The sequence below is a fragment of the Nocardioides sp. URHA0032 genome (assembly GCF_000620645.1).
Lineage (GTDB): Bacteria > Actinomycetota > Actinomycetes > Propionibacteriales > Nocardioidaceae > Nocardioides.
The window spans coordinates 441,518-464,283 of record NZ_JIAV01000014.1 but is presented as its reverse complement, the minus strand read 5'-3'; the positions used below and the strand labels follow the sequence as shown (position 1 = coordinate 464,283).

General features: G+C 73.0%; 19 protein-coding genes. 16 read left to right on the top strand and 3 right to left on the bottom strand.

What is annotated here, in order from left to right; all coding sequences use genetic code 11:
* On the top strand, positions 1-1,176 hold the full coding sequence (gene rodA, locus N538_RS23790) for a rod shape-determining protein RodA (protein WP_051548709.1): 1,176 nt from the start codon (positions 1-3) through the stop codon (positions 1,174-1,176).
* Here rodA and N538_RS0104245 read toward each other — a convergent pair.
* Positions 1,166-2,290: a calcium:proton antiporter gene (locus N538_RS0104245; protein WP_051548707.1), complete on the bottom strand. Its 1,125-nt coding sequence runs from the start codon at positions 2,288-2,290 to the stop codon at positions 1,166-1,168. The genes rodA and N538_RS0104245 overlap by 11 nt on opposite strands.
* A 45-nt stretch (positions 2,291-2,335) precedes the next feature.
* Between N538_RS0104245 and N538_RS0104240 the strand changes: the two genes are divergently transcribed.
* From N538_RS0104240 to N538_RS0104230, 3 genes are all read left to right on the top strand, one after another.
* Complete coding sequence (locus tag N538_RS0104240; protein WP_028636268.1) at positions 2,336-3,961, top strand: MDR family MFS transporter; 1,626 nt, start codon at positions 2,336-2,338, stop codon at positions 3,959-3,961.
* Between the two features lie 18 nt (positions 3,962-3,979).
* Positions 3,980-4,138: a hypothetical protein gene (locus N538_RS28305; protein WP_155991956.1), complete on the top strand. Its 159-nt coding sequence runs from the start codon at positions 3,980-3,982 to the stop codon at positions 4,136-4,138.
* A 73-nt stretch (positions 4,139-4,211) separates the two neighbouring features.
* Entirely contained in the window at positions 4,212-6,176 is a 1,965-nt protein-coding gene (locus N538_RS0104230; protein WP_028636267.1) for a TIGR03960 family B12-binding radical SAM protein, read from the top strand.
* A gap of 15 nt (positions 6,177-6,191) precedes the next feature.
* Here the strand turns inward: N538_RS0104230 and N538_RS23785 are convergent, their stop codons facing one another.
* Positions 6,192-7,412, bottom strand: a complete 1,221-nt coding sequence (locus tag N538_RS23785) for an MFS transporter (RefSeq protein ID WP_442937140.1) — start codon at positions 7,410-7,412, stop codon at positions 6,192-6,194.
* A gap of 43 nt (positions 7,413-7,455) precedes the next feature.
* Between N538_RS23785 and N538_RS0104220 the strand changes: the two genes are divergently transcribed.
* The 3 genes from N538_RS0104220 to N538_RS0104210 all read left to right on the top strand — a co-directional run bounded on the left by N538_RS0104220 (position 7,456) and on the right by N538_RS0104210 (position 12,728).
* The gene (locus tag N538_RS0104220) at positions 7,456-8,649 is read left to right on the top strand and encodes a winged helix DNA-binding domain-containing protein (RefSeq protein ID WP_028636266.1); all 1,194 of its coding nucleotides are present in this window, start codon (positions 7,456-7,458) and stop codon (positions 8,647-8,649) included.
* Positions 8,650-8,658: 9 nt separating this feature from the next.
* Positions 8,659-9,375: a TIGR03936 family radical SAM-associated protein gene (locus N538_RS0104215; RefSeq protein ID WP_028636265.1), complete on the top strand. Its 717-nt coding sequence runs from the start codon at positions 8,659-8,661 to the stop codon at positions 9,373-9,375.
* A gap of 338 nt (positions 9,376-9,713) precedes the next feature.
* Positions 9,714-12,728 carry a ribonuclease E/G gene (locus tag N538_RS0104210; protein WP_028636264.1) on the top strand — a complete coding sequence of 1,005 codons (3,015 nt, stop codon included), beginning with the start codon at positions 9,714-9,716 and terminating at the stop codon, positions 12,726-12,728.
* Here N538_RS0104210 and N538_RS23780 read toward each other — a convergent pair.
* Positions 12,700-13,917, bottom strand: coding sequence for an MFS transporter (locus N538_RS23780; RefSeq protein WP_036569324.1), 1,218 nt, complete (start codon positions 13,915-13,917; stop codon positions 12,700-12,702). The two genes, N538_RS0104210 and N538_RS23780, sit on opposite strands and share 29 nt — an antisense overlap.
* A 59-nt stretch (positions 13,918-13,976) precedes the next feature.
* Between N538_RS23780 and N538_RS0104200 the strand changes: the two genes are divergently transcribed.
* The 9 genes from N538_RS0104200 to N538_RS0104160 all read left to right on the top strand — a co-directional run bounded on the left by N538_RS0104200 (position 13,977) and on the right by N538_RS0104160 (position 22,758).
* Positions 13,977-14,963 carry a helix-turn-helix domain-containing protein gene (locus N538_RS0104200; protein ID WP_028636263.1) on the top strand — a complete coding sequence of 329 codons (987 nt, stop codon included), beginning with the start codon at positions 13,977-13,979 and terminating at the stop codon, positions 14,961-14,963.
* Between the two features lie 136 nt (positions 14,964-15,099).
* Positions 15,100-15,408 carry a 50S ribosomal protein L21 gene (gene rplU / locus N538_RS0104195; protein ID WP_028636262.1) on the top strand — a complete coding sequence of 103 codons (309 nt, stop codon included), beginning with the start codon at positions 15,100-15,102 and terminating at the stop codon, positions 15,406-15,408.
* Between the two features lie 40 nt (positions 15,409-15,448).
* Complete coding sequence (gene rpmA / locus N538_RS0104190) at positions 15,449-15,703, top strand: 50S ribosomal protein L27 (RefSeq protein WP_028636261.1); 255 nt, start codon at positions 15,449-15,451, stop codon at positions 15,701-15,703.
* Between the two features lie 93 nt (positions 15,704-15,796).
* On the top strand, positions 15,797-17,344 hold the full coding sequence (gene obgE / locus N538_RS0104185; protein WP_028636260.1) for a GTPase ObgE: 1,548 nt from the start codon (positions 15,797-15,799) through the stop codon (positions 17,342-17,344).
* Complete coding sequence (proB, locus tag N538_RS0104180) at positions 17,341-18,456, top strand: glutamate 5-kinase (RefSeq protein WP_028636259.1); 1,116 nt, start codon at positions 17,341-17,343, stop codon at positions 18,454-18,456. Before obgE ends, proB begins: the two co-directional genes overlap by 4 nt.
* A gap of 39 nt (positions 18,457-18,495) precedes the next feature.
* On the top strand, positions 18,496-19,461 hold the full coding sequence (locus tag N538_RS0104175) for an endonuclease/exonuclease/phosphatase family protein (RefSeq protein WP_028636258.1): 966 nt from the start codon (positions 18,496-18,498) through the stop codon (positions 19,459-19,461).
* 35 nt (positions 19,462-19,496) lie between these two features.
* Positions 19,497-20,684 (top strand): cysteine desulfurase family protein, encoded by a 1,188-nt coding sequence (locus N538_RS0104170; RefSeq protein ID WP_028636257.1) that lies wholly within the window; start codon positions 19,497-19,499, stop codon positions 20,682-20,684.
* Positions 20,681-21,760, top strand: a complete 1,080-nt coding sequence (gene mnmA / locus N538_RS0104165) for a tRNA 2-thiouridine(34) synthase MnmA (protein WP_028636256.1) — start codon at positions 20,681-20,683, stop codon at positions 21,758-21,760. Before N538_RS0104170 ends, mnmA begins: the two co-directional genes overlap by 4 nt.
* On the top strand, positions 21,757-22,758 hold the full coding sequence (locus N538_RS0104160; protein ID WP_028636255.1) for a methionine synthase: 1,002 nt from the start codon (positions 21,757-21,759) through the stop codon (positions 22,756-22,758). The genes mnmA and N538_RS0104160 overlap by 4 nt, the downstream gene beginning before the upstream one ends.
* Positions 22,759-22,766 lie beyond the last annotated feature (8 nt).

Here is a 22,766-nt window from a genome sequence, read left to right as displayed (position 1 = left end):
GTGCTCCGCACACCACGCGTGGACTGGATCCTGCTGATCGCCGTGCTGGCGCTCGTGACCCTCGGCAGCCTGCTCGTCTGGTCGGCGACCAGCCACCGCGAGGACCTCACCGGCGCCGACCCCACGGCGTACCTGAAGAAGCAGCTCGTGAACGTCGTGATCGGCCTGGTGCTCATGGTCCTGGTGATCGCCACCGACCACCGCTGGGTGCGGATCATGGCGCCGCTGGTCTACCTCGCCTCGGTCGCGGGCCTGGTGCTGGTGCTGGCCATGGGATCGACCGTCAACGGCTCGCGCTCCTGGCTCCAGCTCGGCGGCATGTCGATCCAGCCCTCGGAGTTCGCCAAGCTCGCCGTCGTCATCGGCATGGCGCTGTGGGTGGCCGAGCGCGCCGAGGTGCGCCGGCAGCGGGCGGTCACCACCGGTCACGTCCTCGGGGACGTCGTCGGCATGCTGGCCATCGCCGGGGTCCCGGCGTCGCTGATCATCCTGCAGCCCGACCTCGGCACCATGCTGGTGCTGTCGGCGACCGTGTTCGGCGTGCTCGCCGTCTCGGGCGCGCCGCGCCGGTGGCTCGCGCTGCTCGCGGCCGGCGGTGTGACCGCGGCGGCCGCCGCCGTGGCCGCGGGGTTCCTCAAGCAGTACCAGGTGGACCGGTTCCTCGCGTTCACGAACCCCGACCTCGACCCGCGCGGCGCCGGCTACAACGTCGAGCAGGCCCGGATCGCGGTCGGCAACGGCGGGTTGTTCGGCCAGGGACTCTTCGACGGCTCGCAGACCCGCGCCGGCTTCGTCCCGGAGCAGCACACGGACTTCGTGTTCACGGTCGCCGGCGAGGAGCTCGGCCTGGTCGGCGCGGGCGTGCTGATCGCGCTGCTCGCGGTGGTGATCTGGCGGGCGCTGCGCATCGCCACGCACAGTGACGACGTTTTCGGCCGGCTGGCGGCGGCCGGCATCGCCTGCTGGTTCGGCTTCCAGGCGTTCCAGAACGTCGGCATGTGCCTGGGGATCATGCCGGTCACCGGCGTACCCCTGCCGTTCGTGTCGTACGGCGGCAGCTCGATGTTCGCGGGCATGCTCGCGATCGGCCTATTGCAGAACATCCACCTGCGCTCGGCGACGACGGTGCCGAGCCGGTTCACCGCCTCTCCGGCGCGGACGCCCGTCAGGGCTTGATCGACAGGAACGCGAACGCCGCCATCAGCACCAGGTGCACCATGCCTTGGAGCCCCTTCGCACGGCCCTGGACGACGGTGAGGATGGAGACCACCACCGTGATCGCGAGCAGGACCACCTGGGTCGGGCCGAGGCCGAGCTCGAGCGGTCCTTCCAGCCAGATCGACGCGACCGCGATGGTCGGGATGGTCAGCCCGATCGAGGCCATCGCCGAGCCGTAGGCGAGGTTGAGGCTGACCTGGACCCGGTCGTGGAGCGCGTTGCGCACGGCCGAGATCGTCTCGGGGGCGAGCACCAGCAGCGCGATCACGACGCCGACGACTGCGTAGGGGAAGCCGAGCCGGTCGACGCCCGACTCGATCGAGGGGGAGAGGAGCTTGGCGAGGCCCACCACCGAGACGAGCGAGAGGAGCAGCAGGCCGAGGCTGAGCCACGCCTCCCGCGCCGGCAGCGGGTCGGCGTGCCCGTCACCGTCCTCGTCGAGGATGCCCGTCACCCGGCCGAGCTCGTCGCTCGTCACCGGCAGGAAGAAGTCGCGGTGCCGGACGGTCTGGGTGAAGACGAACGAGCCGTACAGCGCGAGCGAGGCGACGGCGGCGAACGCCAGCTGGGACGGCGAGAACTGGCGACCCTCGCCGGAGACCGTGACGCTCGGCAGCACCATCGTGACGGTCGCGAGCGTGACCACGGTCGCGAGCGCCGAGCCGGACCCGGAGGCGTTGAAGCTGACGAGGTGGTGCCTGCCGGCACCGAGGAGCAGGGAGAGCCCGACGATGCCGTTGAGCGTGATCATCACGGCGGCGAAGACGGTGTCGCGGGCGTAGGTGCTGGTGTGGTCCCCGCCGCTGGTCATCAGCATCACGATCAGGCCGACCTCGATCACGGTGACCGCGACCGCGAGGATCAGCGACCCGAACGGCTCCCCGACGTGGTGGGCGATCACCTCGGCGTGGTAGACCGCGGCGAGCACGGCGCCGACCACACCCGCCGCCACGAGGGAGAGCACGACGGCGCCCTCGTGGTGACTCCAGCTCACGGCCAGCAGCGCCGCCGCGGCGACCGGTACGGCGACCGTCCACTGGAACCTGCCGCGTACCCGGGCGCCCACATCCATACCGTGACCCTACGGAGTTCCCCCCACGCCCTACGCTTGCGGACGATGAGCGACCACTCCGGCTCCGCGACGGGCGAGTACACCCACCGGCAGGTGCTGACCATCCTGTCCGGCCTGATGCTGGGCATGTTCCTCGGCGCCCTCGACCAGACCATCGTGTCCACGTCGATCCGCACCATCGCAGACGACCTCAACGGTCTGTCGGTGCAGGCCTGGGTGACGACGGCGTACCTGATCACCGCGACGATCACGACGCCGATCTACGGCAAGCTCGGCGACCTCTACGGCCGCAAGAAGCTGTTCATGTTCGCGATCAGCGTCTTCATCGTCGGCTCGGCGCTGTGCTCGTTCGCGAACTCGATGTACCAGCTCGCGGCGTTCCGTGCGGTCCAGGGCATCGGCGCCGGCGGCCTTTTCACGCTGGTCCTCGCGATCATCGGCGACATCGTGTCCCCTCGCGAGAGGGCCCGCTACTCGGGCTACTTCATGGCGATGTTCGGTACGTCGAGCGTGCTCGGCCCGCTGATCGGCGGGTTCTTCGCCGGCCAGGAGACGATCCTGGGGATCAGCGGGTGGCGCTGGGTCTTCCTCGTGAACGTCCCGATCGGCATCGCGGCCCTCTTCGTCGTGTTCCGCACGCTGCACGTGCACCACGACCGTCGCGACGTCCGGGTGGACTGGTGGGGCGCCGCCGCACTGGTCGTCGGGCTGGTCCCGCTGCTGACCGTCGCCGAGCAGGGCCGCACCTGGGGCTGGGACTCGCCGCGCTCGGTCGCGTGCTTCGTCGTCGGAGCCCTCGGCGTGGTCGCATTCTTCCTCGCGGAGCGCGCCATGGGCGATGCCGCGCTGATCCCGCTGCGGATCTTCCGGATCCGCGCCGCGTGGGTGACGATCTCGGCCAGCGTGATCGTCGGCGCGGCGATGTTCGGCGGCATCATGCTGCTGCCGCTCTACATGCAGATCGTGCACGGGGCCTCGCCGACCGAGTCCGGCCTGCTGATGCTGCCGATGGTGGTCGGCATGATGGCCGCGTCGATCGGGTCCGGCCAGTTCATCTCCCGCACCGGCCACGTCCGGCTGTTCCCGATCTTCGGCTCCGCGATCATCGTCACGGGCCTCGGCCTGCTCTCGCTGTGCGGTGCCGACACCCCGCTCGGCTGGGTGAGCGCCGCGATGTTCGTGCTCGGCATCGGCCTCGGCAACTGCATGCAGCCGCTGCTGCTGATCGTCCAGAGCGCGGTCCCGCCGGCCGAGATCGGGGTCGCGACCAGCTCGGCGACGTTCTTCCGCCAGATCGGTGGCACCCTCGGCGTCGCCGTTTTCCTGTCGGTGCTCTTCGGCAGCGTCGGCTCGAACATCGCGGACGCCATCAAGGTGGAGAGCCAGACACCGCAGTGGCAGCAGGCGGTCGCGGAGGGCCACGGGCTCGACCCGTCGGTGATCGCCCAGGTCCAGGACGACTCCTCGGTCATCGACCGGATGCACCCGGTCATCGCCCACCCGTTCAAGGTCGGCTTCGCCGAGTCCATGGACACCGTGTTCCTGCTGGCGGCCGGCATCGGGGTCCTCGCCTTCCTGATCCTGCTCCTGCTGCCGACCGTCGAGCTGCGGGCGACCTCCGCCAGCGTCGCGGCGCGCGCCCAGGCGGACGCCGCGGAACCCCAGCTCTGATCTGTTTGGATGGAGGCCATGAGCGACCAGACGATCGAGCCCGACATCGCCGACGCCGTTCAGCATGTGGCCAACCGGTACGGCGCCGCCGGCCTGGAGGACCTCATCGCCAGGGCGCAGGCGGCGCTGGACGAGGCCCGGCGTGCGTACGCCGAGCTGTCGCCGGACCCGGACTGACGGTTCGCTGCGACGACCGCTGCCGACGTAGGCTGGGGCGTTCCCCGAACCCCCAGTGCTGCGAGGTAGCTCCATGTCCGCGCCCGTGAGCGTCTTCCCGCGACTCGAGCCCCGGCTCCCGTCGGTGTCGAAGCCGATCCAGTACGTCGGCGGTGAGCTCAACTCCACCGTCAAGGACTGGGACTGCGCCCCTGAGGGCGAGACCGTCCGCTGGGCGCTGATGTACCCGGACGCGTACGAGGTCGGGCTGCCCAACCAGGGCGTGCAGATCCTCTACGAGGTGCTCAACGAGCGCGACTGGATCGTGGCCGAGCGCACCTACTCGGTGTGGCCGGACATGGAGAAGGTGATGCGGGCCGGGGACGAGCAGGGCAGCATCCCGCAGTTCACCGTCGACGCGCACCGGCCGGTGCGCGCTTTCGACGTCTTCGGCCTGAGCTTCTCCACCGAGCTCGGCTACACCAACATGCTCAACGCCCTCGACCTCGCCGGGATCCCGCTCCACGCGGCCGACCGCACCGAGGACGACCCGATCGTGCTCGCCGGGGGGCACGCTGCGTTCAACCCCGAGCCGATCGCCGACTTCCTCGACGCCGCCGTGCTCGGGGACGGCGAGGAGGTCGTGCTCGCGATCTCGGAGGTCGTCCGGGACTGGAAGGGCGAGGGCCGGCCGGGCGGCCGCGACGAGCTGCTCCGCCGGCTCGCGGTCAGCGGCAACATCTACGTGCCGCGCTTCTACGACGTCGTGTACGCCGAGGACGGCACCATCGAGGCCGTCGTCCCGAACCGCCCCGGCATCCCCTTCCGGGTCCGCAAGCACACGCTGATGGACCTCGACGCCTGGCCGTACCCGGCGAAGCCGCTGGTGCCGCTCGCCGAGACCGTGCACGAGCGCTTCTCCGTCGAGATCTTCCGCGGCTGCACCCGGGGCTGCCGGTTCTGCCAGGCAGGCATGATCACCCGCCCGGTCCGTGAGCGCTCCATCGGCACGATCGCCGACATGGTCGAGAACGGCATCCGCAAGTCCGGCTTCGAGGAGGTCGGCCTGCTGTCGCTCTCGAGCGCCGACCACACCGAGATCGGCGAGGTGGCCAAGGGCCTGGCCGACCGGTACGAAGGAACGAACGTCTCGCTCTCGCTGCCGTCGACCCGCGTCGACGCCTTCAACATCACGCTGGCCAACGAGTTCTCGCGCAACGGCCGGCGCTCCGGCCTCACGTTCGCCCCCGAGGGCGGCAGCGAGCGGATGCGACGGGTGATCAACAAGATGGTCACCGAGGAGGACCTGATCCGCACCGTGGCGACGGCGTACTCCCACGGCTGGCGGCAGGTGAAGCTCTACTTCATGGTCGGCCTGCCGACCGAGACCGACGAGGACGTGCTCCAGGTCGCTGAGCTCGCCAAGAAGGTGATCGCCAAGGGCCGCGAGGTGTCCGGGCGCAACGACATCCGCTGCACGGTCTCCATCGGCGGCTTCGTGCCGAAGCCGCACACGCCCTTCCAGTGGGCGGCCCAGCTCGACCACGAGACCACCGACGAGCGGCTGAAGAAGCTGCGCGACACCGTGCGGGACGACAAGCGGTTCGGCCGCGCGATCGGGTTCCGCTACCACGACGGGAAGCCCGGCACCATCGAGGGGCTGCTGTCCCGCGGCGACCGGCGGGTCGGCCGGATCATCGAGGCCGTCTGGCGCGACGGCGGCCGGTTCGACGGCTGGAGCGAGCACTTCTCCTACGACCGCTGGGTCACCGCCGCCGAGCAGGCGCTGGACGGGACCGGCGTCGACCTCGCCTGGTACACCACGCGGGAGCGGGAGTACGACGAGGTGCTGCCCTGGGACCACCTCGACTCCGGCCTGGACAAGGACTGGCTGTGGGCCGACTGGGAGGACGCGCTCGCGGCCGCGGACGGCGCCGACATCGAGGTCGAGGACTGCCGCTGGACGCCGTGCTACGACTGCGGCGTCTGCCCGGAGATGGGCACCGAGATCCAGATCGGCCCCACCGGCCAGACGCTGCTGCCCCTGTCGGTTGTCTGACGCCGGTCCGGTGCGTCAGGCCGGGTGCCCGGACGTCTCCGCGGTGGGCAGCTGGTCCTCGACCATCACCCTGCGGGAGACGTAGGCCGCGAGCGGGAACAACGGCAGCGCGAGCGCGAGCAGCAGCACCAGCGGCCACGTCCAGTCGCCGGTCGCGTCGTGCAGCACGCCCACGAGGAACGGGCCGACCGCGGCGATCAGGTAGCCGGTCGACTGGGTGAAGGCCGACAGCGAGGCGGTCCCCTCGGGGGTGCGGGCGCGCAGCCCGATCAGGGTGAGGATCAGCGGGAACGTCACCGTCGCGATGCCCACGATCACTGCCCACAGGATCGCGAGCGAGTGCGGGGCGATCATCAGGCCGACGAAGCCGACCGGGTACGCAGCGATCACGGCGAACAGCACCCGCCGGGGATCCTCGGTCCGGGCCAGCACGTTCGGCAGCCAGAGCGACAGCGGGATCGCCGTACCCGCGAGGACGCCGGCCAGGATGCCGGCGGTGGTCGCGGAGTAGCCGTTGTCACGCCACAGCTGGGCGAACCAGCCGAAGATCGCGTAGGCCTGCAACGACTGGAGCCCGAAGAACAGCGCCATCACCTGGCCGAGCCGGGTGCGGGCGACCTGGGTGAACGTGATCGTGCGGGGCGTGCGCTCGAGGTTGCGGTCGTGCGCCACCAGCGAGAGCCAGGGCAGAGCCGCGACGATCGCCAGCGCGGCCCACGCACCGAGCCCCCACCGCCAGCCGCCGAAAGCGTCGGAGACCGGGACCGTCAGCACCAGGGCCGCGGTCAGGCCGATCGACAGCGCGGTCGTGTAGATCGCGGTCACCCGGCCGATCCGGTCGGGGAAGTGCAGCTTGACCAGCGAGGGCAGCAGCACGTTCGCCATCGCCATCCCGCCCAGCGCGAGCAGGGAGAGCACCAGGAAGAGCGCCTCGCTGCCGGTGACGGCGCGGCCGAGCAGGCCGGCGACCGCGGCGATGATCGCGAGGAGGGTCACCCGGTGGATGCCGATCCGCCGCGCCGCCGCCGGGGCCAGCGCGCCGAACACCGCGAACGCGATCACCGGCAGCGACGTCAGCAGGCCCGCGACCGGTCCCGACATCCCGAACGAGTCGCGCACCTCCTTGAGCACCGGCCCGACACTCACGGCCGTCGGCCGGAGGTTGAAGGACAGCAGGACGATGCCGACCAGGACCAGGGCCGTCGCGCGGCGGGCGTTGGTGCTCACTCGCTCCATGCTCGCAGGGCGTCCGTCGGTGGTCTTCGGCAGGATGGACCACATGCGGACGGTGACGGACGGCGAGAGGCGACAACGGCTGGCCCGCAGGCACGCACTCGCGCCGGCGCACCACGCCGCCGACCCGCTCGAGGCCACCCGGGCGATGACCGTGCTGCACGCCACCGAGGCACCGTCGGTCTACCTGTCGCTGTGGGCGCGCGTCAACGGGCTCACCGTCGCGGACGTCGACCGCGCGCTGTACGACGACCGCAGCCTGGTCAAGCAGCTGGCGATGCGCCGCACCCTGTTCGTGTTCCCGCGGGACCTGCTGCCGGCCGCCTGGGGGAGTGCCTCGGCCCGGGTGGCGGCCGCCCACCGGGTCCGGCTGGCCAAGGACGTCGAGTGCGGTGGCGTCGCCACCGACGGCGCGGCCTGGGTCGACGCGGCCGAGGCGGCCGTCCTGGCCCGGCTCGCCGACGGCTCCGAGCTCTCCGCGTCCGAGCTGCGCGAGCAGGTGCCCGCGCTGGCGGGCCGGGTCGAGATGTCGCCGGGCAAGACCTACGGCGGCAGCTTCCCGATCGCGCCGCGCCTGCTCACCCAGCTCGGCGTCGAGGGCAAGATCGTGCGCGGGCACAACGGCGGTCACTGGCGCACGGCCCGGCCGCAGTGGACGGCGATGACGACCTGGCTGGGCGATCCCCCGGAGCCGCTGAAGGAGCGCGAGGGCTACGCCGAGCTGGTGCGCCGGTGGCTGGCGACGTTCGGACCCGGGACCGAGGCCGACCTGGTCTGGTGGCTCGGCTCGACCAAGACGGCCGTCCGCGCCGCCCTCGCCGACGTGGCCGCGGTGGAGGTCACGCTGGAGGACGGCAGGGGCTGGGTGCTGCCGGACGACGACCCCGACGACCCCGGCGACCCCGACGACCCGGTCGCGCCGTGGGCGGCGTTGCTGCCGGTGCTCGACCCGACGTTGATGGGCTGGAAGGAGCGCGGCTTCTACCTGGGCGACCACGGCCCGATGCTGTTCGACACCAACGGCAACGCCGGCACGACCGCCTGGTGGGACGGCCGGGTCGTCGGCTGCTGGGTGCAGGACCCCGACGGCGTCGTGACGCTCAACCTGCTCGAGGACGTCGGTTCCGATGCCCGCGCCGCGCTGGACGCCGAGGCCTCCCGGCTGACCGGGTGGCTCGACGGCCACCGGGTCAGCACCGTCTACCCGTCGATTGCGATGAAGCAGGCCCTCGCCCCCTAACCTTGTGCGGTGCGTGACCAGCCCGAGCAGCAAGCCCCGCCCGTCCAGCGGCTGCGGATCCGCTACGCCAAGCGCGGACGGCTCCGCTTCACCAGCCACCGGGACTTCAGCCGGGCGTTCGAGCGGGCCGTCTTCCGCGCCCGGGTGCCGATGGCGTACTCCTCGGGCTTCAACCCCCACCCCCGGATCTCGTACGCCGGGGCCTCGCCCACCGGATCGGCCAGCGAGGCGGAGTACCTCGAGATCGGCCTCGCCGAAGTGGTCGACCCGGCGGCGTTGCACGCCCGCCTCGCGGAGGCGCTGCCCGACGGGCTCGACGTGCTGGAGGTCGTCGAGTCCCCGGGCGGCTCGCTGGCCGACCGGCTCGAGGCCAGCCACTGGCTTCTGGACGTGGCCGCCCCGGTCGAGACCGCCGCGGCCGCCGTGACGGCGTTCCTGGACGCCGAGTCGGTGCCGGTCGAGCGGATGACCAAGAAGGGCCTGCGCCAGTTCGACTGCCGAGCCGCGGTCGTCGCCCTCGCGGCCGCGCCCCGCGAGGGCGGCACCCGCCTGGACCTGGTGCTGCGCCACGTCGAGCCCGCCGTCCGTCCCGACGACGTGCTGTCCGGGCTCGCCTCGGTCGGCGGCCTCGTGCTCGACGGCGCGCCGTTGCTCACCCGGCTCGCCCAGGGCCCGCTGGACCGGGCGACCGGAGAGGTCGGCGACCCGCTGCGGGTCTCGGAGTGAGGGAGTCCCGGGGTTCGTGTGCGATACTCGCCGTGGTCGCACCGGGCAGCCGTCCGGGACGACACGACGACGTTCTCGCCGGGCCCCCGTGGTCCGGCACACGTGTGACACGTTCGTCGCCAGACCGCGACGCGGCCCGGCAGGTCGGTGACAGCGACCCGCCACAGTGAACTGACTGAGGGCCCGGCGACCGCGGCAGGCGTACGTACGCGCCGCAGGTGACGCAGCCGCGGAGGGGTCGCCGCCACACGAAGGCTTTGCGTCAGCCGTCCTGAGTTCCCGGGCGGATGGCGTCGGACCGCCCGGGCGCGCAGCGCTGGGGCGCTAGGAGTGCAGCAATGGCCGACGACCTCCAGGTCGGATCAGACCAGACCACCGACGACGCGGCCCCGGCCGAGAAGCCGGTGAAGAAGACCGCGGCGAAGAAGGCCGCCAAGAAGGCGCCGGCCAAGAAGGCCGGCGCGAGGAAGACCGCGGCCAAGGCCGCGGCGCCGGCCGACGAGCCGCTCGACGTCACCGTCGACGCAGCCGTCGACACCGCCGAGGCGCCCGCCAAGAAGGCGCCAGCGAAGAAGGCCGCCAAGAAGGCCGCCACCAAGAAGACCACCGCGAAGACCACCGCGAAGAAGAGCGCCGCGAAGGCTGTGGCGCCGGCGGAGGACGACCCGGCCGAGGGCGAGGCGCCCGTCGCCGGTGCGCCCGCGGTGCTGTTCCAGGCGCCGGAGACGACGCCGGAGACGACGCCCGCGAAGAAGTCGGCGGCCAAGAAGACGGCGGCGAAGAAGACCACCGCCAAGAAGGCCACCGCGAAGAAGGCCGACCCGGAGTCGGAGGCGCCCGCCGAGGCCGAAGCCCCTGCCGAGGAGGAGTCCGCCGACGCCGCCGAGGGAGACGGCACCGGCGCCCGCCGGCGCCGCCGCCGTGGCGGCCGCCGCCGCCGCAAGCCCGGCGGCGAGGGCGGCGACGCCCAGACCGCCGAGGGCGACGAGTCGGGCGACGACGAGGACGAGCAGGACGAGGAGTCCACCCCTGCCGAGGACGGCCACGGCGAGAGCACCTCGTCCCGCCGCCGGCGCCGTCGGCGTCGCTCCGGCGACGACAGTGACGGGAACGACGACCCCGACAACACCGTCACCCGGGTCCGCAGCCGCCGGTCCGCCGAGGACGAGATCACCGCGGTCTCCGGCTCGACCCGCCTCGAGGCCAAGAAGCAGCGCCGGCGCGAGGGCCGCGAGGCCGGCCGCCGTCGCGCCCCGATCGTCAGCGAGGCGGAGTTCCTCGCCCGGCGCGAGTCCGTGGACCGCGTCATGGTGATCCGCCAGCGCGACGAGCTCACCCAGATCGGCGTCCTCGAGGACCGCGTCCTGGTCGAGCACTACGTCGCCCGCGAGTCCCAGACCTCCCTGATCGGCAACGTCTACCTCGGCCGGGTCCAGAACGTACTGCCCTCCATGGAGGCGGCGTTCATCGACATCGGCAAGGGCCGGAACGCGGTCCTGTACGCCGGCGAGGTGAACTGGTCCTCGCTGGGCCACAAGGACGGCCAGCCGCGCAAGATCGAGTCCGTGCTGTCGTCGGGCCAGACCGTGCTCGTGCAGGTCACCAAGGACCCGATCGGCCACAAGGGTGCCCGGCTGACCAGCCAGGTCAGCCTGGCCGGCCGCTTCCTCGTGTACGTGCCCGACGGCACCACCAGCGGCATCTCCCGCAAGCTCCCGGACACCGAGCGCAACCGCCTCAAGGCGCTGCTCAAGGAGATCGTCCCGGACAGCGCCGGCGTGATCGTGCGCACCGCCGCCGAGGGGGCCAGCGAGGATGAGCTCACCCGCGACGTGGAGCGGCTCAAGGCCCGCTGGGAGGACATCGAGCGCAAGGCCAAGGGCAGTGCGCCGCAGCTCCTCTACGGCGAGCCCGACCTCACGCTCAAGGTCGTCCGCGACCTGTTCACCGAGGACTTCTCCCGGTTGGTCATCCAGGGCGACGACGCCTGGGAGACCGTGCAGAGCTACGTCCAGCACGTGGCGCCGGACCTCGAGAAGCGCCTCGAGCGCTACGAGCCCGGCGAGCACGGCCGCGGCGGCAAGGCGGACGTGTTCGCCGAGTACCGCATCGACGAGCAGATCGCCAAGGGGCTGGACCGCAAGGTCTGGCTCCCGTCGGGTGGCTCGCTGGTCATCGACCGCACCGAGGCGATGACGGTCGTCGACGTCAACACCGGCAAGTTCACCGGCTCCGGGGGCAACCTCGAGGAGACGGTCACCAAGAACAACCTGGAGGCGGCCGAGGAGATCGTCCGGCAGCTCCGGCTCCGCGACATCGGCGGCATCATCGTCGTCGACTTCATCGACATGGTCCTGGAGTCCAACCGCGACCTGGTCCTGCGGCGGATGGTCGAGTGCCTGGGCCGGGACCGCACCCGTCACCAGGTCGCCGAGGTGACCTCGCTCGGCCTGGTGCAGATGACCCGCAAGCGGATCGGCACCGGCCTGCTCGAGGCGTTCAGCGAGACCTGCGAGCACTGCCAGGGCCGGGGCGTGATCGTCCACGAGCACCCGGTCGAGCCGCGGCGCGGCGACGACGAGTCGCGGCGACCGAGCAGTGGCGGTCGCCGCGGTCGCCGCGGTCGCGGCGAGGGCGAGCAGCAGTCGCAGCAGAAGGACGCCCCCAAGGCGGCACCGTCGCCCAAGGACGTGGCGGCGATGGCCAAGCCGGAGAACGGCGACCACGCCCCGTTCGACGAGCCGTTCGACGAGCCGTTCGAGCAGCCGGTCGCCGAGCCGGTCGACGAGCCGGCCCAGCAGCCGGCCGCCGAGCCCGAGAAGCCCCAGGTCAGCACCCGCAGCCGCCGACGGAGCGCCAGCCGCCCGGCCGGCGAGCCGGAGGCCGACGCCGAGCCCGCCGAGGAGCCGGCCGAGGAGCCGGTGGAGCAGCCGGTCGAGCAGCCTCCCGCCGAGCCCGAGAAGCCGCAGGTCAGCACCCGCAGCCGCCGACGGAGCGCCAGCCGCCCGGCCGGCGAGCCGGAGGCCGTCGTCGCAACGCCCGAGCCCGTCGTGGCGCCGGTGGTGGAGCCGGTGATCGAGGACGCTCCCGAGGAGGTCCCGGCCGCGCCGGAGCCGCCCAAGGTCGTGACGCGCACCCGCCGTCGTGCGGCCAGTCGTCCGGCCGGTCCGCCGGTGCGTGAGGAGCTGCCGGCTCCGGTCGGGACCCTCGGCAGCGTCGGCGCTCCGCCGGTGGACGGTGCCGTGGAGCCCGGTACGGCCGCTGCCGAGCCGGGCTCCGAGCCCGATGTGGACGGCGACCACCCCCACATCGAGCACGTGCCGATCAAGAAGAAGGGCTCCCGGAAGCGCTGACCTCGTCAGCGGCAGCGGGGTCCGGCGCCGAGCGCCGGAGACCGGGCGTGTTCGCGACGGTGACCGCCACCGAGGCCAGGGCCATCAGGCCCATGGCGTGGGCGGGGGAGACCCTGGTCGCGGCCAGGCCGCCGAGCAGCGCACCGATCGCCTGCCAGACCATCAGCCCGGTGCCGTAGAGCCCCATGGCCTGGCCGTGGACGGCGTCGTCGGTCCGGGCGAACAGCCGCTCCTGCAGCGGCAGCGACGCGGCGTACCCGACCGACGCCACGAACGCCACGACCACGGTGACCCCGGCGGGCGGGCTCAGCAGCAGGAGCAGGTACGGCGCGGCCAGCGTGATCCGCAGCGGCCCGATCAGCCGGTCCCGCAGGTGGTGGGGCACGAACCGCCCGACGACCAGGTCGCCGAGCATCATGCCGGCGGCGGCCGCGGCGAACAGGTAGCCGGCGGTCGAGCCGTGCCCGTAGGGGACGTAGAGCGCCTCGGCGCCGACCACCAGGCCGTTGGGCACCCACATCGCGACGTACAGGGGCCGGGTCACCACGGAGCCGAGCAGCAGCCGGTTCACCCGGGCGGTGCGTCGCACGACGCTGCCCCCGCCCGTGCCCCGGGCCGGCCTGTCGCGGAGCCCGAGCCGCAGGTTGACCAGGCACACGGCGTCCGCGACGGCGGCGACGAGGAACAGGTCCCGCGGGGAGAGCCACAGCAGCGCGAGGCCGCCGAGTCCGTAGCCGACCACCTGCATGCCGCCCACGGCCAGGTTCAGCGCGGACCGGGCCAGCACGTACGAGCCCTCCGGCACCACGTCGCGCACCACGACCCACTGGGTGCCGGAGAACATCGCGTTGACGACGTAGGGGATCGCCAGGAGCACGAAGCGGCCCTGCCACGGCACGCCGGGCACCGCCTGCAGCGCGTTCGCGACCATCGGCGCGGCCATCTGCCACAGCAGCGCGGTCCGCGGCCGCACCGAGTCCGAGCTCGCGAGGAGCAGCTGGGAGGCGACCAGCGACACCAGCGGGCCGCCGAACATCGCCATCGCGGTGAGCACCGGTGAGCCGGTCGCCTCGTAGGTGATCGTGCCGAGCGCGAGCCCGGACGCCGCCACCGAGAGCATCACGACGCAGCGGTTGACGAACAGCACCCGGAACTCCGGGATCCCGAACAGCTGGCGGTACGTCGACACGCTCGGAAGTCTGCGAGGCCCGGGCACCGGTGCGACAATCATTCGCGAGGAGGCGAAACATGGGGACGTGGCTGGTGCCGGCCGACCTGCTCGCGCGCAGCAGGTTCCAGGTCTCACCGCTGGCCGAGACGGTGGCGGCGCTGACCGTGCTCGACGCGCCGGAGCCGCCCGGCGTGCCCTGGCAACGGACGTTCCACGTCACCCACCGTGAGGCGTACGCCGAGATGCTCGCCGACGACCCGCTCCGCGGCGCGATCTCCGGGTGGCTGTGGCGGCCCCGGCGGGGGTCGGTCCCGGGGTGGATGGGCGACTTCCTCACGGCGCCGCCGCTCGGCCCGGGCGCGTCGTTCGCCGCCGAGCTCGCCCAGCTCGACGCCTGGGACGACGCGCGGATCCGGGCCGAGATCCGCACGATGCGGCCGGACGTGCCGCTTCCGGCGCTCCTGGAGGGCGGTGGCCTGCGGGCGGCGGTCGCCGCGATCCTGGCCTGGGTCTGGACCGCGACGGTGGCCGCGGACTGGCCGAGACGACGCCGGGTCCTGGAGGCGGACATCGTGTCCCGGACCGCACGGCTCGCGACCCAGGGGTGGGCGGGCGTCGTCCCGACGCTGGGCCGCCGGATGGACTGGAAGGGCGGCGGTCACCTCCAGATCAATTCCTACGACCTGCCCACCCGGGACCTCTCGGCCGCACGGGAGCTCACCTTCGTGCCGGTGCACAGCAACGGACAGTGGGTCGCCTGGGACCTGCCCGAGCGGTTCGCGGTCGTCTACCCGGTCACCGGCGCGCAGGCACCCGTCGACCGGGGCGCCGCGGACGGCCTGGCGCGGCTGGTCGGCACCAACCGGGCCCGGGTGCTGGTGCTGCTCGACGAGCCGCACTCGACCACCCAGCTGGCGGCGCTGACCGGGCTGCCCCTGGGCGCGGTCGGCAACCATCTCCGGGTGCTCCTGGACGCCGGGGCGGTGCCGCGCCGGCGATCGGGGCGGGAGGTGCTCTACTGGAGGACCTCGCTCGGGGACGGGCTGGTCGCGGCCGGGCGGTGACGTTTTGCCCGATCAGGCGTGGATCCGTAGTATTGACCCTCGGTGCGCGCTCTGGAGTGCGCCCAGTCTGTGCGGCGCCGCCCGAGCGTTGCGCCCCAGAACCTGATCAGGCTCGGAATCGACGAAGGAGACCGCGGTGTACGCGATCGTGCGCGCAGGCGCCACCCAGCAGAAGGTTGCCGTCGGCGACGTCATCGAGATCGACAAGATCGCGACCGAGGTGGGCGACTCGGTGACCCTGCCGGTGGTCCTCGTCGTGGACGGCGAGACGGTCACCTCCGACGCCACGAAACTCGGCAAGGCCTCCGTCACCGCCGAGGTCCTCGGCGCCACCAAGGGCCCCAAGATCATCATCCAGAAGTACAAGAACAAGACCGGCTACAAGAAGCGCCAGGGGCACCGCCAGAAGTACACCCAGGTCAAGGTCACCGCGATCAACGCCTGATCGCCCACGACGATTCTGACGACTCCGAAGGACTGAACAGATGGCACACAAGAAGGGCGCGGCGTCCACCAAGAACGGCCGCGACTCCAACTCCCAGCGGCTCGGCGTCAAGCGGTACGGCGGCCAGGTCGTCAACGCCGGCGAGATCATCGTCCGCCAGCGCGGCACCCACTTCCACCCGGGCAGCGGCGTCGGCCGCGGCGGTGACGACACCCTGTTCGCGCTCGTCGCGGGTGCCGTCGAGTTCGGCACGCGGCGCGGTCGCCGCGTCGTGAACATCGTCCCGGGCGAGTGACCTGACGCTCGCACCCACGCTTCATCGCAGAACGGGCGTCCCGCATCCGGGACGCCCGTTCCTGCATTTCGAGAAACCGAGAGAGTAGGCATCATGGCCGTCCCCACCTTCGTCGACCGGGTGTCGCTGCACGTCAGCGCCGGCCGCGGCGGGCACGGTGTGGCGTCAGTGCACCGTGAGAAGTTCAAGCCGCTCGGCGGACCCGACGGCGGCAACGGCGGCCCCGGCGGCTCGGTGATCCTCCGGGTCGACCCCGACGTCACCACGCTGCTGGCCTACCACCACAGCCCCAAGCGCAGCGCGGAGTCGGGGGGCCACGGCGCCGGTGACCACAAGAACGGCGGGCACGGCGCGGACCTCGTGCTGCCCGTCCCCGACGGCACCGTGGTCACCGACCCGGAGGGCAACGTCCTGGCCGACATGGTCGGACCGGGCACTGAGCTCGTGGTCGCCCAGGGCGGCCGGGGCGGCCTCGGCAACGCGGCGCTGGCCAGCTCCAAGCGCAAGGCGCCCGGCTTCGCGCTGCTCGGTGAGCCCGGCGACGAGCTCGAGATCGTGCTCGAGCTCAAGGTGGTCGCCGACATCGGCCTGGTCGGCTTCCCGAGCGCCGGCAAGTCCAGCCTGATCGCCGCGATCTCGCGGGCGCGGCCCAAGATCGCCGACTACCCGTTCACCACGCTGGTCCCGAACCTCGGGGTCGTCACCGCGGGCGACACGACGTTCACCGTCGCCGACGTGCCCGGCCTGATCGAGGGCGCGAGCGACGGTCGCGGCCTCGGCCACGACTTCCTGCGCCACATCGAGCGCTGCGCGGCGCTGGTCCACGTCATCGACACCGCGAGCATCGAGCCCGGTCGGAACCCGGTCGACGACCTCGACGTGATCGAGAACGAGCTGGCGCGGTACGGCGGCCTGGAGGACCGGCCGCGACTCGTGGCGCTGAACAAGATCGACGTCCCCGACGGGCGCGACATCGCGTCGTTCGTGGTCGACGAGCTGCGGGCCCGTGGGCTGGACGTCTTCGAGGTCTCCGCGGCCTCCGGCGAGGGGATGCGCGAGCTCACCTTCGCGATGGCCGGGATCGTCCGGTCCGCGCGGGCCGCGAAGCCCGCCGTCGAGGCGACCCGGATCGTGCTGCGCCCGCCCTCGGCGGACGGCAAGGACGAGTTCACCGTGACCCGGACCGCGAACGGCTGGCAGGTGCGGGGCGAGAAGCCCGAGCGCTGGATCCGGCAGACCGACTTCAGCAACGACGAGGCGGTCGGCTTCCTCGCGGACCGGCTCAACCGACTCGGCGTCGAGACCCGCCTGGTGCAGATGGGCGCGGAGGAGGGCGACGCCGTCCTCATCGGCCATCCCGACAACGCCGTGGTCTTCGACTTCAAGCCCGGCATCGACGCCGGAGCGGAGATCCTCAGCCGCCGTGGCGAGGACCAGCGCTTCGACGACTCGCGTCCCGCAGCCCGTCGCCGCCGCGCCATCGACGAGGCCATGGACGACCGCGCCGAGGGTGAGACCCGGGCCGACGTCGCCCGCCGGCTCGACCGGCCGGTGACCGCGGGACCCACGTCGTACGAGATCGGCAGCGCCGACGACCCCGACTGGGCCGAGCAGGACCCGGGGGACGACGCGGACGGATGAGCACGCGCAGCGAGGTGACCGGGGCGAAGCGGGTCGTCGTCAAGGTCGGGTCCTCGTCCCTGACGACCGCTGCCGGCGGCATCGACCCCGCCCGGGTCCGCGACCTCGTCGACGTGCTGGCGAGGCTGCGCGCCTCCGGCAAGGAGGTGGTGCTGGTCTCCTCGGGCGCGATCGCCGCCGGACTCGCGCCGCTCGGACTCACCACGCGGCCCAAGGCACTCCCGGCCCAGCAGGCCGCCGCCTCGGTCGGACAGGGACTGCTCGTGCACCGCTACACCGAGGAGCTCGCCCGGCACGGCGTGATCGTCGGCCAGGTGCTGCTCACCGTGGACGACGTCACCCGGCGCTCCCACTACCGCAACGCCTACCAGACGTTCGCGAAGCTGCTCGACCTGGGCGTGCTCCCGATCGTCAACGAGAACGACACCGTCGCGACCAGCGAGATCCGGTTCGGCGACAACGACCGGCTCGCCGCCCTGGTCGCGCACCTGGTGCACGCCGACCTGCTGGTGCTGCTCTCCGACGTCGACGGCCTGTACGACGCCAACCCGTCGAGGCCGGGCAGCTCGCTGCTGCCCGACGTCGTGTCGGTCGACGACCTGACCGACGTACGCATCGGGAAGACGGGTGCGGCCGGCCTCGGCTCGGGCGGCATGCAGACCAAGGTCGACGCCGCCCGGATCGCGACCGGCGCCGGCATCCCCGTCGTGCTCACCGCGGCCGACCGCGCGGGCGCGGCGCTGGCGGGGGAGCCGGTCGGGACGCTCTTCCACACCACCGGCCGCCGCCGGCCCACGCGGCTGCTGTGGCTGGCGCACGCGACCGAGCCGAAGGGCACGCTGGTGCTCGACGCCGGCGCGGTCAGGGCCGTGGTGGAGAGGCGCGCCTCGCTGCTCGCGGCCGGGATCACCGGCGTCGAGGGCACGTTCCACGCCGGCGAGCCGGTCGACCTCGCCGGGCCCGACGGCACACCGGTCGCCCGGGGGCTGGTGAACTTCGACGCCGAGGAGATCCCGGCGCTGCTCGGCCGCACCTCGCACGACCTGAAGCGCGAGCTCGGCGCGGAGTACGAGCGTGAGGTCGTCCACCGCGACGACCTGGTGCTGCTCTGACTCGACCGCTCGAGCAGCGACACCGGTAGGTTCGCCTCCGTGCCGGTGCGTCGTCTCGTCCTCGGGGTCGTCGTCGCCCTGCTGCTCGGGCCGGCGCTCGTCCTGACCGTCGACCGGCTCGTCGAGCCGCACGCGTCGTTCTGGCTCCTGCTCGAGGGCTTCGCCCCGCTCGCGATCATCCTGTACGGCGGGGCGGCGCTGGTGCTCGGCGTACGCCTGCTGTTCGTGCGGACCCGGGCGACCTGGGCCGCGGCGGCGGTGGCGCTCGCCGGGCTGGTCCTGCACTGCTGGTGGTTCGCACCGCAGGTGACCGGTGCGAACCCACCCCCGGCGGCCGGCGCCGAGCCGCTCGTCGTGATGAACGCGAACATCGCGCAGGACGACGGCGACCCCATCGAGCTGGTCCGGATGGCCGGCGAGGAGGACGTCGACCTGCTGGTCGTCGAGGAGATCACCGCCGCCGACCTGGCCGACCTGGACCGCTCCGGCATCGCCGACCTGCTGCCGTACCGCGTGGGCGAGCCCGGGACCGAGAGCGACGGGACGATGGTCTTCTCGCGCACCGAGCCCGGGCCGGCCGAGCGTCTCGACACCTGGCACGACGGCTGGATCTTCTCGCTGGGGGACCTCACGGTGATCGCCACCCATCCCCAGGCGCCGACCCTTCCCGACGTCTGGGCCGACGACCACGCGGCCCTGCTCGACGCCGTGCGCGGGCAGCGCCCCGACCTCGTCGTCGGGGACCTCAACGCGACCGCCGACCACGGCCCGATGCGGGCGCTGGCCGACGCCGGCTACCGCGACGTGGGCGAGCTCGCCAACGAGGGCTGGCAGCCCACCTGGCCGGCGAACGACCGGTTCACCCTGGTGCCCTGGCTCGGCCACCCGATGGCGCAGATCGACCACGTGCTGGTCGGTCCCCGGATGGCGGCGATCCGCATGCACACGGACCCGATCCCGGGCAGCGACCACCGCGCCGTCGTCGCGGAGGTGGCACGGAGGTGAACGCCCGCGGCGCGGGCCGTACGCTGGTCGGTGCGATGAACACAGAGCCCGATCCCCGCAGGACCGTCTACCTCGACCACGCCGCGACCACACCGATGGTCCCCGCGGCTGTCGAGGCGATGAGCGCCCACCTGCTCGAGGTCGGCAACGCCAGCGCGCTGCACGCCTCCGGCCGGCACGCCCGGCGGATCGTCGAGGAGTCCCGGGAGACCATCGCCCAGGCGCTGAACTGCCGGCCCGGCGAGGTCGTCTTCACCTCCGGCGGGACCGAGGCCGACAACCTCGCGGTCAAGGGCATCTACTGGGCACGGCGCGCCGGCGACCCCCGGCGCACCCGCGTCCTCAGCACCGCCGTCGAGCACCACGCGGTCCTCGACACGCTGCACTGGCTCGCCGCCGCCGAGGGCGCCGGGGTCGAGCTGCTGCCGGTCGACCAGCGCGGCCGGCTCGACGTCGATGCGCTGCGGGCCTCGGTCGAGCGCGATCCGGCGTCGGTCGCGATGGTCTCGGTGATGTGGGCGAACAACGAGGTCGGCACCATCCAGCCGATCGACGAGGTCGTCGCGATCGCCGCCGAGCACGGCATCCCCGTCCACACCGACGCGGTGCAGGCCGTCGGCCACGTGCCCGTCGACTTCGCGGCCTCCGGCGTCGACGCCCTGACCCTCACCGGGCACAAGCTGGGCGGGCCGTACGGCGTGGGCGCGCTCGTCGTCGGCCGCGAGGTCGAGGTGAGCCCGCTCGTGCACGGCGGCGGCCAGGAGCGCGACATCCGCAGCGGCACCCTGGACACCCCGGCGATCGCCGGGTTCGCGGCCGCGGTCGAGCTCGCGGTCAAGCAGCAGGGCGAGCACGCGGCCCGGATCGGCGCGCTCCGCGACGACCTGGTCCGCCGGGTGATCGAGGCGGTCCCGGACGCGCACGTCCACGGGCACCCGACCGAGCGGCTGCCCGGCAACGCCCACCTGGGGTTCCCAGGCTGCGAGGGCGACTCGCTGCTGATGCTGCTCGACGCGCGCGGGATCGAGTGCTCGACGGGGTCGGCCTGCTCGGCCGGCGTACCGCAGCCGTCGCACGTGCTGCTCGCGATGGGCTGCGACGAGGACCAGGCGCGGCACTCGCTGCGGTTCACCCTCGGTCACACCACGACCGCCGCCGACGTGGACGCGGTCGTCGAGGCCATCGTCCCCGTCGTCGAACGAGCCCGGGCAGCCAGGCGATGAGGGTCGTCGCTGCCATGTCCGGCGGCGTCGACTCGGCCGTCGCCGCGGCACGTGCCGCCGAGGCCGGCCACGACGTCACCGGCATCCACCTCGCGCTCTCGCGCAACCCGCAGTCCTACCGCACCGGCGCCCGTGGCTGCTGCACGATCGAGGACGCGAACGACGCCCGGCGCGCGGCCGATGTGATCGGCATCCCGTTCTACGTGTGGGACCTCAGCGACCGGTTCCACGAGGACGTCGTCGAGGACTTCATGGACGAGTACGCCGCCGGACGCACCCCGAACCCCTGCCTGCGCTGCAACGAGAAGATCAAGTTCGCGGCCGTCCTCGGCCGGGCGCTGGCCCTGGGGTTCGACGCGGTGGCCACCGGCCACTACGCCCGGCTGCGGACCGGCCCCGACGGGCTGATCGAGATGCACCGCGCGGTCGACCACGGCAAGGACCAGTCCTACGTGCTCGGCGTCCTCGACCAGGACCAGCTCGCGCACTCGCTGTTCCCGCTCGGCGGCTCCACGAAGGCCGACGTCCGGGCCGAGGCGGCCGAGCGCGGCCTGCTGGTCGCCGACAAGCCGGACAGCCACGACATCTGCTTCGTCGCGGACGGCGACAACGCGGGCTGGCTCCGCGAGAAGCTCGGCGACCGGGCGCCCAACCAGGGCGGCGACATCGTGGACGAGGCCGGCGCTGTGGTCGGCTCCCACGAGGGCACCTTCGCGTTCACGATCGGCCAGCGGCGCGGGCTCCGGCTCGGCCGGCCGGCGCCGGACGGCAGGCCGCGGTTCGTGCTCGACATCGAGCCGGTGTCCGGCACGGTCACCGTCGGACCGCGTGAGCGGCTCGCGGTGCACCGGCTGACCGGCATCCGCCCGCGCTGGTGCGGGACCGTCCCGCGGCAGCTGTCCGGCACCGTCCAGCTGCGCGCCCACGGCGTCGAGCTGCCGGCCCGGACGACCGTGGGTGACACCGTGGACATCGAGCTCCTCGAGCCGGCGTACGGCATCGCTCCCGGCCAGGCCGCCGTCCTGTACGACGGCACCCGCGTCGTCGGCTCCGCGACGATCGCCGCGACCGCATGACGGCCGCGACCGGCGTCGGCTCCTACCCGGGAGAGGACTTCCATCAGGCGATCGCGATCGTCCTCGGCGAGCTCGCCCAGGACCAGCACGGCCTGCCGCACCTGCCCGAGCTGCCCGACCGTGGTGCGGTCGCCGGCCTCACCGGCCGCGGGCTGGCGGTCGTCGCCGAGCTCGGCGCCGACCTCCAGCCGGCCGGGTGGCGGCTCACCGGCGGCGGCGCCGGCGTCGACCACCGTCGCGCCCGCAGCCTGCTCGCGCAGGACCTGGATGCCGTGGAGGAGCGTGCGGAGGGCTGGACGGGCCCGTTCAAGATCCAGGTCCCGGGGCCGTGGACGCTCGCGGCGACGGTCGAGAGGCCGCGCGGCGACAAGATCCTCGCCGACCACGGCGCCCGCCGCGACCTGGCCCAGGCGCTCGCCGAGGGCGTGCGCGGGCACGTGTCCGACGTACGCCGGCGGCTGCCGGGCGTGGACCGGCTCGTGGTGCAGGTGGACGAGCCTGCGCTGGCCGCGGTGCTCGACGCCCGGGTGCCGACCGCCTCCGGGTTCGGCCGGCACCGCAAGGTCGACGCGCCCGAGGCGTCGCAGGCGCTGGCGTGGGTGCTCGACGCGGTCGCCGGCGAGGGGGCCGAGCCGTGGGTGCACACCTGCGCGCCCGGGACGCCGCTGGACCTGCTGCGCGGCGCCGGCGCTCGGGCCCTCTCGGTCGACCTGACCGTGTTGTCGGCCGCCGACCACGACGTGCTCGGCGAGGCCCTCGAGGCGGGCGAGACCGTCGCGCTCGGCGTGGTCCCGGGGATCGACCCCGCCGACGAACCGACCGACGCCGGGCTCACCGAGTCGGTGCTGCGCTGGCTGGACATGCTCGGTCTCGACCCCGGTGAAGTGGGCGAACAGCTCGTCCTGACGCCCGCCTGCGGGCTGGCCGGCGCGTCGCCGGCGTGGGTGCGCCGGGCGCTCGCCCTGGTCCGGTCGGCAGCCGGGAACCTGACGGCCTGACCCCGTCC

Bases quoted from the DNA above. Each gene is read 5' to 3' on its own strand.
- N538_RS0104160 (WP_028636255.1), top strand. From the start codon at position 21,757: ATGACGGCCGCGACCGGCGTCGGCTCCTACCCGGGAGAGGACTTCCAT.
- N538_RS0104220 (WP_028636266.1), top strand. From the start codon at position 7,456: ATGCGGACGGTGACGGACGGCGAGAGGCGACAACGGCTGGCCCGCAGG.
- N538_RS0104230 (WP_028636267.1), top strand. From the start codon at position 4,212: ATGTCCGCGCCCGTGAGCGTCTTCCCGCGACTCGAGCCCCGGCTCCCG.
- proB (WP_028636259.1), top strand. From the start codon at position 17,341: ATGAGCACGCGCAGCGAGGTGACCGGGGCGAAGCGGGTCGTCGTCAAG.
- N538_RS0104240 (WP_028636268.1), top strand. From the start codon at position 2,336: ATGAGCGACCACTCCGGCTCCGCGACGGGCGAGTACACCCACCGGCAG.
- rpmA (WP_028636261.1), top strand. From the start codon at position 15,449: ATGGCACACAAGAAGGGCGCGGCGTCCACCAAGAACGGCCGCGACTCC.
- N538_RS0104245 (WP_051548707.1), bottom strand. From the start codon at position 2,290: ATGGATGTGGGCGCCCGGGTACGCGGCAGGTTCCAGTGGACGGTCGCC.
- N538_RS0104210 (WP_028636264.1), top strand. From the start codon at position 9,714: ATGGCCGACGACCTCCAGGTCGGATCAGACCAGACCACCGACGACGCG.
- obgE (WP_028636260.1), top strand. From the start codon at position 15,797: ATGGCCGTCCCCACCTTCGTCGACCGGGTGTCGCTGCACGTCAGCGCC.
- N538_RS28305 (WP_155991956.1), top strand. From the start codon at position 3,980: ATGAGCGACCAGACGATCGAGCCCGACATCGCCGACGCCGTTCAGCAT.
- N538_RS0104200 (WP_028636263.1), top strand. From the start codon at position 13,977: ATGGGGACGTGGCTGGTGCCGGCCGACCTGCTCGCGCGCAGCAGGTTC.
- N538_RS23785 (WP_442937140.1), bottom strand. From the start codon at position 7,412: ATGGAGCGAGTGAGCACCAACGCCCGCCGCGCGACGGCCCTGGTCCTG.
- mnmA (WP_028636256.1), top strand. From the start codon at position 20,681: ATGAGGGTCGTCGCTGCCATGTCCGGCGGCGTCGACTCGGCCGTCGCC.
- N538_RS0104170 (WP_028636257.1), top strand. From the start codon at position 19,497: ATGAACACAGAGCCCGATCCCCGCAGGACCGTCTACCTCGACCACGCC.